We start from the raw sequence: 15,086 nt of genomic DNA, 5'->3' as shown, positions 1-15,086 counted from the left end.
GAGTGCTCCGCGCGGGCCCGGCGATCATCGTCCACCTGCTGCGACGTAACCTTTCTCCACCCTGTCGGCACCCGGCCCGTACGAGGAGATCCCGTATGCCCTCCGCCCGCCCCCGCCTGCTCTACGTCACCGACCTGGCGTACCCGGCCCGCGGGCGCCGCTACGGCGACGAGGACGTCTTCCTCACCTCCCGGCTGCGCGCCCACTTCGACCTCGCCCTGTGCCATCCGATGGACGCGGCCGCGCTGATGGCGGGCTTCGACGCCGTCGTGGTCCGCAACAGCGGCCCCGTGCTGGGCTACCACACCGAGTACGAGGCGTTCCGCGCCCGCGCGCTCGAGACCGGAACCCGTGTCTACAACCCGCTGACCGGCAAGGCCGACATGGCGGGCAAGGGGTATCTGCTCGACCTCACCGAGGCCGGGCTCCCGGTCATCCCCACCGTCGACCGCGCCGAGAACCTGCACCGGCTGCCCGCCGCCGACCGCTACGTGGTCAAGCCGACCTACGGCGCGGACTCCCTCGGCCTGCGCACCGTCCCGGCGAGCCGGGTCGCCGACGCCCCGGTCGCGGACGGCTCGGTCCTGGTCCAGCCGCACATCGACTTCGTCCACGAGGTGTCCTTCTACTTCGTGGACGACGACTTCCAGTACGCCCTCTACGCCCCCGACCCCCGCGACCGCTGGACCCTGAAGCCGTACCGGGCGACCGCCGCGGACCTGGAGTTCGCGCGCGGCTTCATCGACTGGAACGGACTCGGCCACGGCATCCAGCGCGTCGACGCGTGCCGCACCCTCGAGGGCGATCTGCTCCTGGTCGAGCTGGAGGACCTGAACCCCTATCTCTCCCTGGACGTGCTCGGCGAGGAGGAGCAGGACGCGTTCGTGGGCACCCTCACGGCGTCCCTGAGCCGTTTCGTACTGGCGGGAGCCCTGGCTCCGGCGTGACGGGGGCATGCTGAACAAGGCCGCCCCGCGCTCCGTATCTCCCGGCGAGGGACGGAAGGAGAGCAGCGTGCCGACACCCCCCGATCCCGAACGCCCGCGCCCCGCCCGGGTCGTGGAACCCATCCGCGTCCTGCGGGCCCGCCCCACCGACGCCCTCGCGGAGCTGATGCGCGAGCTGATGCCGGAACCGGGCGCCGGGGTGCGGAAGGAACCACCCACCGCGCCCCCGGCCGACGCCGACACCGAGGAACTGCCACCGGTACCGTCCGACGACGACCCGGGCACGGCAACACGCGCACGCACTGGCCCACGCGCACCCTCCGGCTCCGTCCACCGCCGCTGGGCGGTCGGCCTCGGCCTGGCCGCGGCCACCCTCCTCGGCTTCGGCGGCGCCCTCCTGCTCCCCGGCCGTGAGGAAGCCACCGCACGCCCCGCACCCCCACCCGCCCAGGCCACCGCGGCCCCCGCCACCACCGCACCCTCGGCCACCGACCCCGACGGCCCCGGCACCCTCCGCCAGGGCGACTCCGGCCCCCAGGTCACCGACCTGCGCCGCCGCCTCCTGCGCATCCCCGACGTCTTCCACGACGGTGCCGCCACCGGCGCCTACGACCCCCAACTCACCGCCGCCGTAGCCCGGTTCCAGCTCTGGTACGGCATCCGGGGCGACGAGACCGGTGTCTACGGCGATGACACCCGCCGCGCCCTGGAGTCCCGCACCGGCACCGAGTGACCCTCACTCCTCCGGCAGCCGGATGTCCACCACACATACGTCGTCGCGGTGTTCGTCCACCAGCATCGTGCCGAGCAGGGTTTCCAGGCTGTCCTCGCCGTGCGTGCGGACGGTGTGCGCGAGCCGGGCGAAACCCGCGTGCACGTCCTCGCCGGGGCGTTCGACCAGACCATCGGTGTACAGCAACAGCCGGTCGCCGGGCTCCAACCGGGCCTCGGCCGCCTCGAAGACCGGGGTCGCGCTCGCCCCGAGCAGCATGCCGACGGGCCGGGTGAGGAAGCGGGCCGTGCCCCCGCGCACCAGCAGCGGCGGCGGGTGCCCGGCCTGGGCCCAGGCGAGGACGCGGGTAGTGGGGTCGTAGCGGGCGAGGACCATCGTCGCGGTGGAGCGGCCGTCCCGTGAGTGCAGCAGCAGGGTGTTGAGGCGGGTCAGCGCACCGGTCAGCGAGGAGCCCGTACCGACCATGCCCTTGGCGGTGAACCGGAGTTGGGCCATCGTGGCGACCGCCCCGATGCCATGCCCCGCCACATCGCCGACCACGAACAGCGCCGCGTTGTCGGAGAGTTCGACGGCACTGAACCAGTCGCCGCCGACCTGGATGCCCGACTGGCCCGGCAGATAGGTGACTTCGACGCGCAGCCCGGCCAGCCGCACCGGCCCCGCGGGCAGCGGCAGCAGCGCGTGCTGCAACCGGTCGGCCAGCGCCCGCTCGGCCTGGAGCACCCCGCGCTGGAGCAGCATCGCCCGCTCGCTCTCCACCAGCGCGAGTTCGGCACTGCGCTGGGCGGTGAGATCCTGCACGAACCCGTGCACCTCGGCGGGCGTGCCGTCCGGCTCGGTCACCGCCTCCGCGACGATCCGCAGGTGCCGCAGCCCGCCTGGCGCGTCGATACGGAAGGGCACGTCGAAGGGGCGTGCGTGGTCGACGAGTTCGGTGATCGCGCCGCGCAGTTGCCCCGCGTCCTGCGGCGCCACCAGCGCGGGCAGCTCCGCCAGCGGCACCGGCCCGCGCGCCGCGTTCAGACCGAGCACGGCGTACGTCTGCGCCGACCAGGAGATCTCCCCGGTGACCAGGTTCCAGTTGGCCCAGCCCAGATTGCCCAGCCGCTGCACGTCCCACAGCCGCTGCTCCTGCCGGTCCTCCCGGTCCAGCCGCAGCCAGGTCACCAGCAGCCCGTCGCCCAGCGGCGCCGCCCGCACCGAGTACGTGGCGGTCAGCGGCACCCCGTCCACCATGTCCTGGTAGGCGAACGGCGCGCTCTCGAAGGGCACTCCTGTGGTCAGCGCCGTCAGATAGCCGTGCCACAACTGCTCGCCCGCGACGGTGGGATAGCTCTCCAGGATGTGTCGGCCGAGCATCTCGCGTCCGGTGTTGCCGAACACGTCGACCGCCTCCGGGCTCACCGCCTCGATGCGGTAGTCCTCCACCGCGCCGGAGGCGGCGCGCAGCGGGCGCAGCAGGATCGCGGCGCCCGGCAGCGCGTCGAGCACCGTCTGTACGGACCGGGTGGCCCCGCCCGCCTCGCCGTCCCGCGCCGCGGCGAAGGCGCGCAGCCGTCCCGCACACAACCGGGCGGCCGCCAGCAGCAGTTGACGTTCACGCGGCTCGAACGGCCCTTCCTGGGTGCGCAGTACACCGAGCGCCACCCCGGAGCCGTGCCCGGCGGGCACCGGCAGCCAGGCCCGCGACAGCCACCGCTCGGGCGGGTCCCCGAGCAGGTACTGACGCCGGTCCGCCGCCAGATCCTCCAGCCAGCGCGGCTCGCCCGTGCGCAGGCACTCCAGCGGGGCCAGCCTGCTCAGCGTCGGCATGTGGTGCCAGCGCCCGGCGAGGGCGGCGTCGATGCCCGCGTACCCGATGAGTTCGAGACCGTCCTCCGGCACGCGCTGGTACAGCAGTACGGCGTCGGCGGCCGCGTCGGGACCCAGGTGGCGCAGCAGATACCCGGCCAGCTCCTGCGGCGAGCCGACCCGGACCAGGTCACGGCCCAGATCGCCGAGGACGTCCGCGAGGTCGCCGGGCGCGGTGGGCGCGGGCTGCCGGGAGACGGCGGACCCCGGCTCCAGCGCACCTGCCGGTTCCATGTCCGGGGTGATCGGCTTCGGCCGCTCCAGCGCGCCCAAGGTGAGCCAGCACTCCTCGATCAGGGTGCGGCGGCCGGCCTCGGCCCGCGCGAGCAGCTCCTCGTGGGCGGCGTCCACGGACCGGCCGGTCAGGGCCATCAGCGCGCCCTTGGCCCGCTCCAGCACCGCCGAGGAGGCGGCGAGATCGCGCAGCCGCTCCAACTCGGCACGCTGCCGGGCCACGACCTTGGCCAGCGCTGCGACATCGGCGCCGAAGCCGGGGTCCACGGAGGGGGTGGGCTCGCTCGTCACGCGATGAGCATGGCACACCCCGGCCCATCGCTCACTTGTCCGGCACAACCGTTCCCATCAGGGACGGCGGGCGTCGGACCAGGGATGCGAAGGGCGGGGTCAGCGGCCGGTGCCACGGGTGCCCAGGGCCTCGGAGACGGCGCGGACACTGCGCGCGATGTGCTGGAGCTGGAGCAGCTCGGCCGCGTACAGCTTGATGGTGTGTTCGATGACGGATTCGGGCAGTCCGAGCATCGGCAGTTCGGCGCGGGCGGTCTGGAGCGCGGTGCGTGCCACCCGGATCTCCTGCCGCACCTGGAGCCCGGCGTGCCGGGCCAGCAGTACGGGGTGCCGGATCAGTGCCGGATAGCTGGCGTACCGTGCCGGGATCAGCTCGCGCAGCCATTTGGCCGCCGAGCGTTCCCAGTCGTAGCTCCCCGGCTGCTTGACCTGGCAGGGCCAGTCGGGGCTGATGCGCGTGGTGGTGATCGGCATGCTCATCGCTTCCGGAGTGCCTCGTCGTCCGGGAGCAGTATTTATATATGCCAACCGCTTTTCAAGACGGATGAAAACATTCATCCACGCCGGTGCGAAAAGCACCGCGCCCCCTCACTCCGGCAGGAAGAACTGCTGCTGGTCGGCGACCTGCTCGTACTTCTCCAGGCGGCCCTGCGCGCGCTCCGGGTCGGCGTCGGTCATCGCCTGGAGCAGCGCGGCGGCCAGCAGGCCCGGCGCGGCGTAGGAGTCGAAGACCAGCCGGGAGCCGGTGCCGGTGGCGAAGGTGACGTCGGCCTCCTCCGCCAGCGGGCCCAGCGCCAGATCGGTGACCAGCGCGACCTTCAGCCCCGCCTCCCGCGCCACCCGCAGCGCCGCGAGCGTCTCCTGCGCGTGCCGTGGCATGGCGAACGCCAGCACCCAGGTACCGCCCGCCTCGCGGGACTGGAGCAGCGCGTCGCAGGCCACGCTGCCGCCCCGCGTCACCAGCCGTACATCGGGGTGGATACGCCGGGCCGCGTAGCCGAAGTACTCCGCCAGCGACCCCGAGATGCGCAGCCCCAGCACGGTCAGCGGGGTGGAGCGGGACAGCTCGCGGCCCACCCGGACCACCCGCCGGGGGTCGGCCAGGTCGCGGCGCAGATGCTCCAGGTTCTGGATCTCCGCGTCCACCGCCGCCTGGAGTTCGTTCGCCCGGTCCTCCTCACCGGGGCCGCCCGCCAGCGTGCCCAGCGCGATCGACTGGAGCCGCTCCCGCAGCGCCGGATAGCCGCTGAAGCCGACGGCGGCCGCGAACCGGGTCACCGAGGGCTGGCTGACCCCGGCCCGGTCGGCCAGCTCGGTGATGGACAGGAACGCGGCCTCGGTGAGGTGCTCTATCAGGTACCGCGCCACCCGGCGCTGTCCGGGGGAGAGCCGGGGCCCGTCGAAGAGCGCCCGCAGCTGGGAGGTCGGCGCGGCCTCGGCGCCCGTGGCGGACCCGCCCGAGGTGATCGCTGATGCCTGGGCGCGCGCCTGTTGCGGCGAGGGCGCCGGACCGTCGACTTTGTCTCCCACGACGAGCCAACATAGCTCACCGCCCCTGGTGGCCCCGCGTGTTGGACCGGAGCGGTCAGCGCCGGTACAGCGTGATCGAGTGGCCCACCTCGCCGACCGGGCGGCTCGTGCGGATCAGCTCCGCCAGCCGCCCCCGCGCCTTGGCGACGGCCGAGTCCGACACCACCAGCAGCCCCCGCACCCGCTCCGGCGGCACCGTACGGGGATCACCGGCGCGGATGCCGTAGGACGACGGCACACCGCTGCCCTTGTACACCAGCCACACCCGCTCGCCCGGATACCGCTCCCGCAGCCGGTCCGCGAGCGCGCCCAGGTCCTGCCCCCAGTCCACGTTGGAATCGTGCAGCAGCAGATGGGTCCGCGCCGGACCGCCGAACGCCTCGTTGGCGTACGGGAGGTAGTACGGGAACGCCCGCAGCGAACTCACCGCCACCCACAGCACCAGCACCCCGGCCAGCGCCTTCGCCCGCCGGTGCCGCCAGAGCGTGACGCAGCCCCCGGCCAGCGCCAGGAACACCGGCACGAACAGCGCGTACCGGGTGCCGAAGTCCCGCGCGCCCGTCATCGCCACCGCCAGCAGCAGCGCGGGCGGCAGCAGCAGGTACGGGGCCGCCGGGCGCAGCCGGGGCAGCGCCAGTACCGTCACGGCACCGGCCGCGCCCAGGGCCAGCAGGCCGAGCGGGGTCTTCACCAGCAGCGCCACGGGCAGGTAGTACCAGAGGGCGCCCGTGTACACCCGGCCGAAGAGGAAGCCCTCCCACGGGTAGTACTCCAGCGCGAACTGCATCCGCAGCCCTTCGCCGTACGCGGGCGGCAGCGGCAGCAGACCGCTCACCAGGGCCCGCTTGCCCGCCAGCGGCGGGATCGGTTCGGCGGGCGCGAAGCCCAGCCGGGGGTCGACCACCAGATACGTGGCCCAGACGACGGCCAGTGCCACCAGCAGCACCGTGCCCGCGCCCCCGAGCGCCGACAGCACCCGGCGCCGCCGTTCCAGGGCCGCCCGCGCGTGCCACACCGACCAGGCGGCCAGCAGCATCAGCAGCGGGATCGCGGGCAGCGCGCTCATCTTGGTCGCCGCCGCCGCGCCCAGCGCCGCCCCGGCGAGCGGCACGTACGGCCCGGGCCGGTCCCGGGCCCGCCAGGCCAGCCAGACCGAGGTCAGCAGGAACACCGTCATCGGCATGTCCAGCGTGGCCAGCGAACCATGCGCGACGACGTCGGGGGAGAAGGCGTACAGCGCCAGCGCCACCACGGCGGCCACCGGGCCCGCCAGGTCCCGTGCGAACGCGAACACCACCAGCCCGCCGAGCAGCGTCAGCGCGATCACCGGCAGCCGTGCCCACAGCATCAGCCGCCAGGGGTCGTTCCCCGACTCGTACAGCAGGTGCCGTCCCGCGTCGCCCTGGGTGCCGGGGGTGTCCGGGTCATAGTGCGGGGAGGCCACCGCGATCCCGGCCGCGATCAGCAGCTTGCCCAGGGGCGGATGCTCGGGGTTGTAGCGCAGCCGGTGCTCGTGGAGGTAGTCGGTGGCCGTGACCACGTACACCGGCTCGTCGATGGTGGGCGTCTGCCGGACGGCCGTGGTGACCATCGCCGCCGCCAGCTGGGCCAGGAGCAGTGTCACGAACAGCGGTACCAGCCACCGACGCCCGCGTACGCGGGGGAGCGGCTGTGCCGGGGGCGCCGGTGCGGGGATCGTCCCGGTCCCGAGGTGTTCGCTCGCCATCATCCGCCCCACGGTGGCACGCGCCGCACCGGTCCCGGCGGCGATGGGCCCCGGTCAGGCCCGTGTCCGCGCACCGTTCCCGCGACCGGCGGCGCCACCACCCCGCCGGTCCCCTCGGCGGACCCTCCGCCGCGCACCCCCGGATACGGCCCCGGACCCGCGCCGGTTCAGCCCCGGCCGGGTACGGGCAGCGCCGAGGCCGGTATCACCAGGTCCGCCCGGTCCCGGGTGGTGGCGATCAGCTCGGCGTTGCGCTGGTCGGTGCCCCGCACCCACGCCACCGCCGCCGTGTGCTCCTTGCCGAACTCCACGTGCCGGGCCACCAGCCGCCGTACCCGCTCCGGCTCGTCCACCTCGCAGTACCAGACCTCGTCCAGCAGCGGCCGCACCCCGGCCCATGAACCCTCGCGCAGCAGAAGGTAGTTGCCCTCGGTCACCACCAGCCGCGCCGACGGCGGCACCGGGATCGAACCCGCCACCGGCTGCTCCAGATCCCGCTCGAAGGCGGGCGCGTACACCACCTCGTCCGCGTCGGCGGGCGTCTCGCGCAGCCGCCGCAGCAGCGCCGCGTACCCGGCCGCGTCGAAGGTGTCCGGCGCGCCCTTGCGGTCCCGGCGGCCCAGCCGGTCCAGCTCGGCGTCGGCCAGATGGAAGCCGTCCATCGGGACGTGCGCCACCCAGGGCGGCCCGTCCGCGTTCAGGGCGCGCACCAGGTGTCCGGCGAGGGTCGTCTTGCCCGCGCCCGGACCGCCCGCGATACCGAGGACCGCGCGCCGCCCGCCCTTGACCAGGCTGCGGGCGCGGAGGAGAAGATCGTCGAAGGTCGGCGGCATGCAGCAGAGTGTGCCACCGGGCGTGCGCGGGGCGGCCGCCGGGCACCTCATTTCCGCTCCGGGAGGCGTGATCGCCGCGCCCGATCCGGGGAAGGGAGCAGGGTATGACTCAGCTCGGACTGCCCGACACCATCCAGGCGTGCCTGTTCGACCTCGACGGAGTGGTCACCAAGACGGCCGTCGTGCACGCGGCCGCCTGGAAGGAGACCTTCGACGCCTTCCTGCGCGAACACGAGGGCCCGGACGCGCGGCCGTTCGACGAGGTCGCCGACTACGACGAATACGTGGACGGCCGCCCCCGCGCCGACGGCGTCCGCTCCTTCCTGAAGTCCCGCGGGATCGAACTCCCCGAGGGCGCCCCCGACGACCCGCCGGACGCGGGCACCGTGCAGGGCCTCGGCAACCGCAAGAACGAACTCCTCCTGGCGAAGATCCGCACCGACGGCGTCGAGGCGTACGAGGGCACCCTGCGCTACCTGGCCGCCGTGCGCGCGGCCGGGCTGGCCACCGCCATCGTCTCCTCCAGCGCCAACTGCCAGGACGTGCTGCGCTCGATCGACGCCGAAGACCTCTTCGACGTCCGGATCGACGGCGTGGTGGCCGCCGAACGGCACCTCCCCGGCAAGCCCAAGCCGGACACCTTCCTGGCCGCCGCCAAGGACCTGGGCGTGCCCCCGGAGCGGGCCGCCGTCTACGAGGACGCGCTCGCCGGGATGGACGCGGGCCGCGCCGGAGGCTTCGGATACGTGGTCGGACTGGACCGCACCGGGCAGGCCGACGCGCTGTACGCGCACGGCGCGCATATCGTCGTGGAAGACCTCGCCGAGCTGGGAGGCAAGCAGTGATCACTGAGCGGGCGTACACGGTCGAACCCTGGCACGTGCGCGAGACCACCCTCGATCTGGACGTGCTCGCCCAGAGCGAGTCGGTGTTCGCGCTGTCCAACGGGCATGTCGGCTGGCGCGGCAACCTCGACGAGGGCGAGCCGCACGGCCTGCCCGGCAGCTACCTCAACGGCGTGCACGAGGTGCACCCGCTGCCGTACGCGGAGGCGGGCTACGGCTACCCGGAGTCCGGGCAGAGCGTCATCGACGTCACCAACGGCAAGATCCTGCGGCTGCTGGTGGACGACGAACCCTTCGACCTGCGCTACGGCCGCCTGGTCTCCCACGAACGCGTCCTCGACATGCGGCGCGGGGTGCTGGAACGCACCTGCGAGTGGACCTCCCCGGCCGGTTCCACGGTCCGGGTGCGCTCCACCCGGCTGGTCTCCCTCACCCAGCGCGCGGTGGCCGCCATCGCCTACGAGGTGGAGGCCGTCGGCCGCCCCAGCCGGGTCGTGATCCAGTCCGAGCTGGTCGCCAACGAGAGCCTGCCGGAACCCAACGGCGACCCGCGCGCCGCGATGAGCCTGCGGTCCCCGCTGGAGCAGGAGGACGGCTTCGCCTCCGGGGAGCGGCTCCGGCTGGTGCACCGCACCAAGCGCAGCGGCCTCCGGGTCGCGGTCGCCGCCGACCACGTCGTCACCGGGCCGGGCCGCACCACCAGCCGCAGCGAGAGCGGGGTCGACGTCGCCCGGCTCACCGTCACCTCCGTGCTGGAGCCCGGACACACCCTGCGGGTGGAGAAGCTGGTCGCGCACGGCTGGTCCGGCACCCGCTCGCTGCCCGCCATGGCCGACCAGGTGGACGCGGCCCTCGCCGCCGCCTCCCACGACGGCTGGGAAGGACTGCTGGCCGACCAGCGCGAGGCCCTCGCCGACTTCTGGGCCCGCGCCGACGTCGAGGTGCACGGCGACGAGGAGATCCAGCAGGCCGTCCGCTTCGCCCTGTTCCACGTCTTCCAGGCGGGCGCCCGCGCCGAGCAGCGCGCCATCCCCGCCAAGGGCCTCACCGGCTCCGGGTACGACGGGCACGCCTTCTGGGACACCGAGATGTTCGTGCTGCCCCTGCTCACCCACACCGCGCCACGCGCCGTCGCCGAGGCGCTGCGCTGGCGCCACAACACCCTGGACGCCGCCAGAGAACGCGCGGCCCAGCTGGGGCTCGGCGGCGCCGCCTTCCCCTGGCGCACCATCGAGGGCTCGGAGGGCTCGGCGTACTGGCCCGCGGGCACCGCCGCCTTCCATGTGAACGCGGGCATCGCCGACGCCGTCGTCCGCTACGTCGAGGCCACCGGCGACCTCCGCTTCGAACGCGAGGTGGGCCTGGAACTGCTGGTGGAGACCGCCCGGCTGTGGCGCTCACTGGGCCACCACGACCACCGGGGCGCCTTCCACATCGACGGCGTCACCGGGCCCGACGAGTACAGCGCGGTCGCCGACGACAACACCTACACCAACCTGATGGCCCGGCAGAACCTGATCGCCGCCGCCGACGCCGTGGAACGCTACCCCGACGAGGCGCAGCATCTCGGCGCCGACGAGGAGGAGAGCGCGGCCTGGCGGGACGCGGCCGAGGCCATGAACATCCCCTACAACGACGAACTCGGCGTCCACGAGCAGAGCGCGGGCTTCACCCGCTACCAGCGCTGGGACTTCGCCGGGACCGAGCCGGAGCACTACCCCCTGCTGCTGAACTACCCGTACTTCGACCTCTACCGCAAACAGGTCGTCAAACAGGCCGACCTCGTCCTGGCGATGTACACCTGCGCGTCCTACTTCGACGACGAACAGGTCGCCCGGAACTTCGCCTACTACGAGCCGCTGACCGTCCGCGACTCCTCCCTCTCGGCCTGCTGCCAGGCCGTCATCGCCGCCCAGGCGGGCCATCTGCGGCTCGCCTACGCCTACACCACCGAGGCGGCGCTGATGGACCTGCACGACCTGGAGCACAACACCCGCGACGGACTGCACATCGCCTCGCTGGCCGGGACCTGGATGGCGCTGGTCGCCGGGTTCGGCGGCATGCGGCGGGTGCTGGAGGGTCCGGCCGGGATGAGCTTCGCGCCCCGGCTGCCGGAACGGCTGCGTCGGCTCGCCTTCCACCTGCAGTTCCGCGGGCGCAGGCTGCGCGTGGAGATCGGCGCGGACAAGACGACGTACACCCTGCTCGAAGGGCCGCCGCTGATCATCGAGCACCACGGGGAGACCGTGACGCTGGAGACCGACGAACCCGCCGTGCGGACCGTGCCCCCGCTCACCCACCGGCCGACACCGGAACAGCCGCCGCACCGGGTGCCGAAGGGGCTCTAGACGGCGGTCAAGGGTGGCCGTCGCCGTCGGCGAGGAGGTCGCGCAGGGCGCGCTCCTCGTCGGCGGTCAGGCCGGTCACGAACCGCCGGAGCGCCGCGACCGGGTCCGGGCTCCGGTCCAGCGCCGCCCGCATCGACTCGGCGGTCAGCTGCGCCGCGTCCTTCGCCGGACGGTACGCGCCGCGCCGCCCGTCGGCGTCCCGCAGCACCAGACCCTTGTCGTACAGACGCTTGAGGATGGTGTGCACCGTGTTGTAGGCGAGTCCGCCGATCTCGGCCTGGATCTGCGCCGGGGTCAGCGCCCGCCCCGCACCCCAGAGCGCCGCCAGCACCTCACCCTCCAGCGCCCCCGCACCCCGCCGCTCCGCCCTGCCGAGGGGCCCTGCACCAGCCATGCCTTCCACCTTACAGCGCGTAGGGCCACCGCCGGATGGCGGTACGCGGGCGGCGGGCGGCGTCGATCCACGTTAGTTTGACCGTGATTTCGCCGCGGCATCCCGTTCTCCCGGACGCCGTCGGCGGGTGCTTCCGTGGAGGGGGAGGGGTGCCGATGACGGACACGCGCGCCGCCCGCGACCATCCGGCCCCCGAGGCGCTCCCGGTCCCGGACGGCCGACCGGGACCGCGGCTGAGGGGCCTCGTCTGGCAGACGGCCCTGCTGCTCTGCGTCCTGCTCTTCCTCGCCTACCTCACCCAGCGGTACTGGCCCACCGTGCGCGGCGGAGCGGTGCGGCTGACGCTCGCCGACCAGGGCTGGCTGTCGGTCGCGGCCGTCGCCGCCGTCGGGACCTGGGCGGCCTCGGCGCTCGCCCAGCAGGGAGCCGTCGTCGAGCGGCTGCCCGGCGTACGGCTCGTCGCGGCCCAGTTCGCCGCCTGCGCCGCCAACCATCTGCTGCCCGCCGGGATCGGCGCCGGGGCGGTCAACCTGCGGTTCCTGCTGCGCTGCGGGCTGCCCATGGGCCGCTCCGCCGGTGCGCTCGCCGTCAAGGGCGGCGCCGGGGGAGTGGCCAGGCTGGTGCTGATCGCGCTGCTGGTGCCGTTCTGCCCGGGGCTGCTGCGCGTACCCGAACTGCCCCTGATCTGGCTCGTCGGCGCGCTGGGCGCGGCCGCGCTCGTCGCGGCGGTCGCCGCCGGGCCGCTCCGGCCACGCTGCCGCCGCGCGCTGACCGCCCTGCTGGGCGACGTCCGTGCCGTGCACGCCCGGCCCGCGCGCGCCGTCGCCCTGTGGGGCGGGTCCCTCGCCTTCGCCGCGCTGCACTGCGGGGTGCTCGTCGCCGTGGCGCGTGCCGTCGCGCTGCCGCTGCCCGCGCCCGAGGTGGCCCTGCTCTATCTCGCCGCGAGCGGCGCGGCCGCCCTGCTGCCCACGCCCGGCGGGCTCGGCTCACTGGACGCGGCGCTCGTCCTCGCGCTCACCACGTCCGGCGCGCCCGCCGCGACGGCCGCCTCGGCCGTGCTCGGCTACCGCATGCTGACCGTCTGGCTGCCCCTGCCGCCCGGCCTGCTCACCCTCGCCGTACTGCTGCGCCGCAAGGCGCTGTGAGGCTCCCGGCTCGCTAGGGCAGGAGCTTCTCGACCGCCGCCGAGCCTTCCGTCTCCAGCTTGCGGCGGGCCCAGTCCAGACTCTTCGGGGTGACGTCCCTGCCCGCCGCCATCACCAGGTCCTCCGGGGTGATGCCGCCCGCGGGGGCGGTGTGCAGCAGGGCGTCCGGGGTGCAGTGGTCGTCGGTCGACCGGGACTCTTCGGGCGTGGAACTCGACATGACGCCTCCTCCTCGGGCCGGATGGGCGCATCCGTGCCGGTGCCGCCGAACGGGGCACACTCTCACCATCGGCCGCCGGGCGCCCGCGCGCATCCGGAGACCTACGCTGGATGGGCAGCCGCACGCCATGACGGGAGGCCGCAGCGATGGCCGAGACGCCCTTCCAGCAGGAGACCCGGCAGACGACGCACCGCTATCTGCCGATCGCCGAGCACGGCCTCATCGGGGATCTGCGCAGCGTGGCCCTCGTCGGCAGCGACGGCACCATCGACTGGTACTGCTCGCCGTCCTTCGACGCCCCCAGCGTGTTCGCCGCCCTGCTGGACGCCGAGCGCGGCGGCCGCTTCGAGCTGGCCGCCTCCGTCCCGGCGCACACCAAGCAGTTCTACTTCCCCGACACCAATGTGCTGATCACCCGCTTCTTCACCGAGGAGGGCGTCGGCGAGGTGCAGGACTTCATGCCGGTCGGCACCGCCCGGCACGGTGAGGAGGGACGGCACCGGCTGATCCGCCGCGTGGTCTGCGTACGCGGCACCGTGCCCTTCCGGGCGCTGGTCGCCCCCCGCTTCGGGTACGGCGCCGAACCACACACCGTGCGCGAGGAGGAGGGCCGGCTGCTGTTCGACGCCGGGGAACGCTCCCTCGCGCTCACCGCCACCGTGGCCATGGAGTGCGACGAACGGGACGCGCGGGCCGAGTTCAAGCTCGGCGAGGGCGAGACGGCGGTGTTCGCCCTGGACCAGGCGGGCGGCGAGATCGCCCCGCGCGGCTGCGCGCACGCCGAGGCCGAGCACGAGTTCAACGCCACCGTCGACTACTGGCGCCGCTGGCTCGCCCACTCCCGCTACCGGGGCCGCTGGCGCGAGATGGTGCACCGCTCCGCCCTCACCCTGAAGCTGCTCACCTACGCCCCCACCGGCGCCATCGTCGCCGCCCCCACCACCAGCCTGCCCGAACAGCTCGGCGGCGAGCGCAACTGGGACTACCGCTACGTCTGGGTCCGCGACGCCGCCTTCGCCGTCTACGCCCTGCTCCGCCTGGGCTTCACCGGCGAGGCCGAGGCGTTCATGCGCTTCCTCACCACCCACATCAGCCCCGGCGACGGCGCGACCGAGGGCCCGCTGCAGATCATGTACGGCATCGACGGCCGCACCGAGCTGCCCGAGAGTGAACTCCCGCACCTGGAAGGCTACTTGGGTTCCGCCCCGGTCAGGGTCGGCAACGCGGCCGCCCCGCAGCTCCAACTCGACATCTACGGCGCCCTGATCGACTCCATCTACCTCTACGACAAGTGGGCCCAGCCCATCTCCAGCGCCCAGTGGGACGACGTGTGCCACCTGGTCACCTGGGTGTGCGAGCACTGGGACCAGCCCGACGAGGGCGTGTGGGAGACCCGAGGCGGCCGCAAGCCCTTCCTGTACTCCCGGCTGATGTGCTGGGTCGCCATCGAGCGCGCCATCCGCCTCGCCAACCGCCGCGGCCTGCCCGCCGACCTGCCCACCTGGCGCCGCGCCCGCGACGACATCTACCGCCGCATCATGGACCGCGGCTGGTCCGAGCAGCGGGGCGCCTTCACCCAGTGCGAGGACAGCGACGTACTCGACGCGTCCCTGCTGATGATGCCGCTCGCCAAGTTCATCGCGCCGACCGACCCCAAGTGGCTCTCCACCCTCGACGCCCTCACCGAGGACCTGGTCTCCGACTCCCTCGTCTACCGCTACGACCCCGAGGCCAGCCCCGACGGCCTGCGCGGCGACGAGGGCACCTTCTCCATCTGCTCCTTCTGGTACGTCGAGGCCCTGGTCCGCGCCGGACGCATCGACGAAGCCCGCCTGGCCTTCGAGAAGATGCTCACCTACGCCAACCATCTCGGCCTCTACGCCGAGGAAATAGGCCGCACCGGCGAACAACAGGGCAACTTCCCCCAGGCGTTCACCCACCTGTCCCTCATCAGCGCGGCCTTCAACCTGGACAAGGCGCTGGGGTGAG

At 73.7% G+C, this 15,086-nt stretch carries 13 protein-coding genes; 6 read left to right on the top strand and 7 right to left on the bottom strand.

The window, feature by feature from the left end; all coding sequences use genetic code 11:
• Positions 1-95: 95 nt before the first annotated feature.
• Both ACI2LY_RS01385 and ACI2LY_RS01380 read left to right on the top strand, forming a co-directional pair.
• Positions 96-947: a hypothetical protein gene (locus ACI2LY_RS01385; protein WP_404705284.1), complete on the top strand. Its 852-nt coding sequence runs from the start codon at positions 96-98 to the stop codon at positions 945-947.
• A gap of 67 nt (positions 948-1,014) precedes the next feature.
• On the top strand, positions 1,015-1,680 hold the full coding sequence (locus ACI2LY_RS01380) for a peptidoglycan-binding protein (protein WP_404705283.1): 666 nt from the start codon (positions 1,015-1,017) through the stop codon (positions 1,678-1,680).
• 3 nt (positions 1,681-1,683) lie between these two features.
• Here the strand turns inward: ACI2LY_RS01380 and ACI2LY_RS01375 are convergent, their stop codons facing one another.
• From ACI2LY_RS01375 to ACI2LY_RS01355, 5 genes are all read right to left on the bottom strand, one after another.
• On the bottom strand, positions 1,684-4,056 hold the full coding sequence (locus ACI2LY_RS01375) for a SpoIIE family protein phosphatase (RefSeq protein WP_404705282.1): 2,373 nt from the start codon (positions 4,054-4,056) through the stop codon (positions 1,684-1,686).
• 99 nt (positions 4,057-4,155) lie between these two features.
• Positions 4,156-4,536, bottom strand: coding sequence for a hypothetical protein (locus tag ACI2LY_RS01370; RefSeq protein ID WP_030805039.1), 381 nt, complete (start codon positions 4,534-4,536; stop codon positions 4,156-4,158).
• Between the two features lie 108 nt (positions 4,537-4,644).
• Positions 4,645-5,586 carry a MurR/RpiR family transcriptional regulator gene (locus tag ACI2LY_RS01365; RefSeq protein ID WP_404705281.1) on the bottom strand — a complete coding sequence of 314 codons (942 nt, stop codon included), beginning with the start codon at positions 5,584-5,586 and terminating at the stop codon, positions 4,645-4,647.
• Positions 5,587-5,641: 55 nt separating this feature from the next.
• Positions 5,642-7,315 carry a phospholipid carrier-dependent glycosyltransferase gene (locus ACI2LY_RS01360; protein ID WP_404705280.1) on the bottom strand — a complete coding sequence of 558 codons (1,674 nt, stop codon included), beginning with the start codon at positions 7,313-7,315 and terminating at the stop codon, positions 5,642-5,644.
• 164 nt (positions 7,316-7,479) lie between these two features.
• A complete protein-coding gene (locus ACI2LY_RS01355) occupies positions 7,480-8,145 on the bottom strand; it encodes a nucleoside/nucleotide kinase family protein (RefSeq protein ID WP_404705279.1) in 666 nt (221 codons plus the stop codon).
• A gap of 104 nt (positions 8,146-8,249) precedes the next feature.
• Between ACI2LY_RS01355 and ACI2LY_RS01350 the strand changes: the two genes are divergently transcribed.
• On the top strand, positions 8,250-8,990 hold the full coding sequence (locus ACI2LY_RS01350) for an HAD family hydrolase (protein ID WP_404705278.1): 741 nt from the start codon (positions 8,250-8,252) through the stop codon (positions 8,988-8,990).
• On the top strand, positions 8,987-11,338 hold the full coding sequence (locus tag ACI2LY_RS01345) for a glycoside hydrolase family 65 protein (RefSeq protein ID WP_404705277.1): 2,352 nt from the start codon (positions 8,987-8,989) through the stop codon (positions 11,336-11,338). Before ACI2LY_RS01350 ends, ACI2LY_RS01345 begins: the two co-directional genes overlap by 4 nt.
• Positions 11,339-11,345: 7 nt before the next feature.
• On the opposite strand, the gene ACI2LY_RS01340 is transcribed toward ACI2LY_RS01345, so the two are convergent.
• Positions 11,346-11,732 carry a BlaI/MecI/CopY family transcriptional regulator gene (locus tag ACI2LY_RS01340; protein WP_404705276.1) on the bottom strand — a complete coding sequence of 129 codons (387 nt, stop codon included), beginning with the start codon at positions 11,730-11,732 and terminating at the stop codon, positions 11,346-11,348.
• A 155-nt stretch (positions 11,733-11,887) separates the two neighbouring features.
• Between ACI2LY_RS01340 and ACI2LY_RS01335 the strand changes: the two genes are divergently transcribed.
• A complete protein-coding gene (locus ACI2LY_RS01335; RefSeq protein WP_404705275.1) occupies positions 11,888-12,877 on the top strand; it encodes a lysylphosphatidylglycerol synthase domain-containing protein in 990 nt (329 codons plus the stop codon).
• A gap of 13 nt (positions 12,878-12,890) precedes the next feature.
• On the opposite strand, the gene ACI2LY_RS01330 is transcribed toward ACI2LY_RS01335, so the two are convergent.
• Positions 12,891-13,097 (bottom strand): hypothetical protein, encoded by a 207-nt coding sequence (locus ACI2LY_RS01330; protein ID WP_404705274.1) that lies wholly within the window; start codon positions 13,095-13,097, stop codon positions 12,891-12,893.
• Positions 13,098-13,243: 146 nt separating this feature from the next.
• Here ACI2LY_RS01330 and ACI2LY_RS01325 point away from each other — a divergent pair, with 146 nt between their 5' ends.
• Positions 13,244-15,085 (top strand): glycoside hydrolase family 15 protein, encoded by a 1,842-nt coding sequence (locus tag ACI2LY_RS01325; RefSeq protein ID WP_404705273.1) that lies wholly within the window; start codon positions 13,244-13,246, stop codon positions 15,083-15,085.
• Position 15,086 lies beyond the last annotated feature (1 nt).

It is taken from the genome of Streptomyces sp. NPDC002176 (assembly GCF_044903645.1).
Taxonomy (GTDB): domain Bacteria; phylum Actinomycetota; class Actinomycetes; order Streptomycetales; family Streptomycetaceae; genus Streptomyces.
This window is presented reverse-complemented; position numbering and strand designations above follow the sequence as displayed.

Bases quoted from the DNA above. Each gene is read 5' to 3' on its own strand.
- ACI2LY_RS01385 (WP_404705284.1), top strand. From the start codon at position 96: ATGCCCTCCGCCCGCCCCCGCCTGCTCTACGTCACCGACCTGGCGTAC.
- ACI2LY_RS01370 (WP_030805039.1), bottom strand. From the start codon at position 4,536: ATGAGCATGCCGATCACCACCACGCGCATCAGCCCCGACTGGCCCTGC.
- ACI2LY_RS01360 (WP_404705280.1), bottom strand. From the start codon at position 7,315: ATGATGGCGAGCGAACACCTCGGGACCGGGACGATCCCCGCACCGGCG.
- ACI2LY_RS01355 (WP_404705279.1), bottom strand. From the start codon at position 8,145: ATGCCGCCGACCTTCGACGATCTTCTCCTCCGCGCCCGCAGCCTGGTC.
- ACI2LY_RS01350 (WP_404705278.1), top strand. From the start codon at position 8,250: ATGACTCAGCTCGGACTGCCCGACACCATCCAGGCGTGCCTGTTCGAC.
- ACI2LY_RS01340 (WP_404705276.1), bottom strand. From the start codon at position 11,732: ATGGCTGGTGCAGGGCCCCTCGGCAGGGCGGAGCGGCGGGGTGCGGGG.
- ACI2LY_RS01335 (WP_404705275.1), top strand. From the start codon at position 11,888: ATGACGGACACGCGCGCCGCCCGCGACCATCCGGCCCCCGAGGCGCTC.
- ACI2LY_RS01330 (WP_404705274.1), bottom strand. From the start codon at position 13,097: ATGTCGAGTTCCACGCCCGAAGAGTCCCGGTCGACCGACGACCACTGC.
- ACI2LY_RS01325 (WP_404705273.1), top strand. From the start codon at position 13,244: ATGGCCGAGACGCCCTTCCAGCAGGAGACCCGGCAGACGACGCACCGC.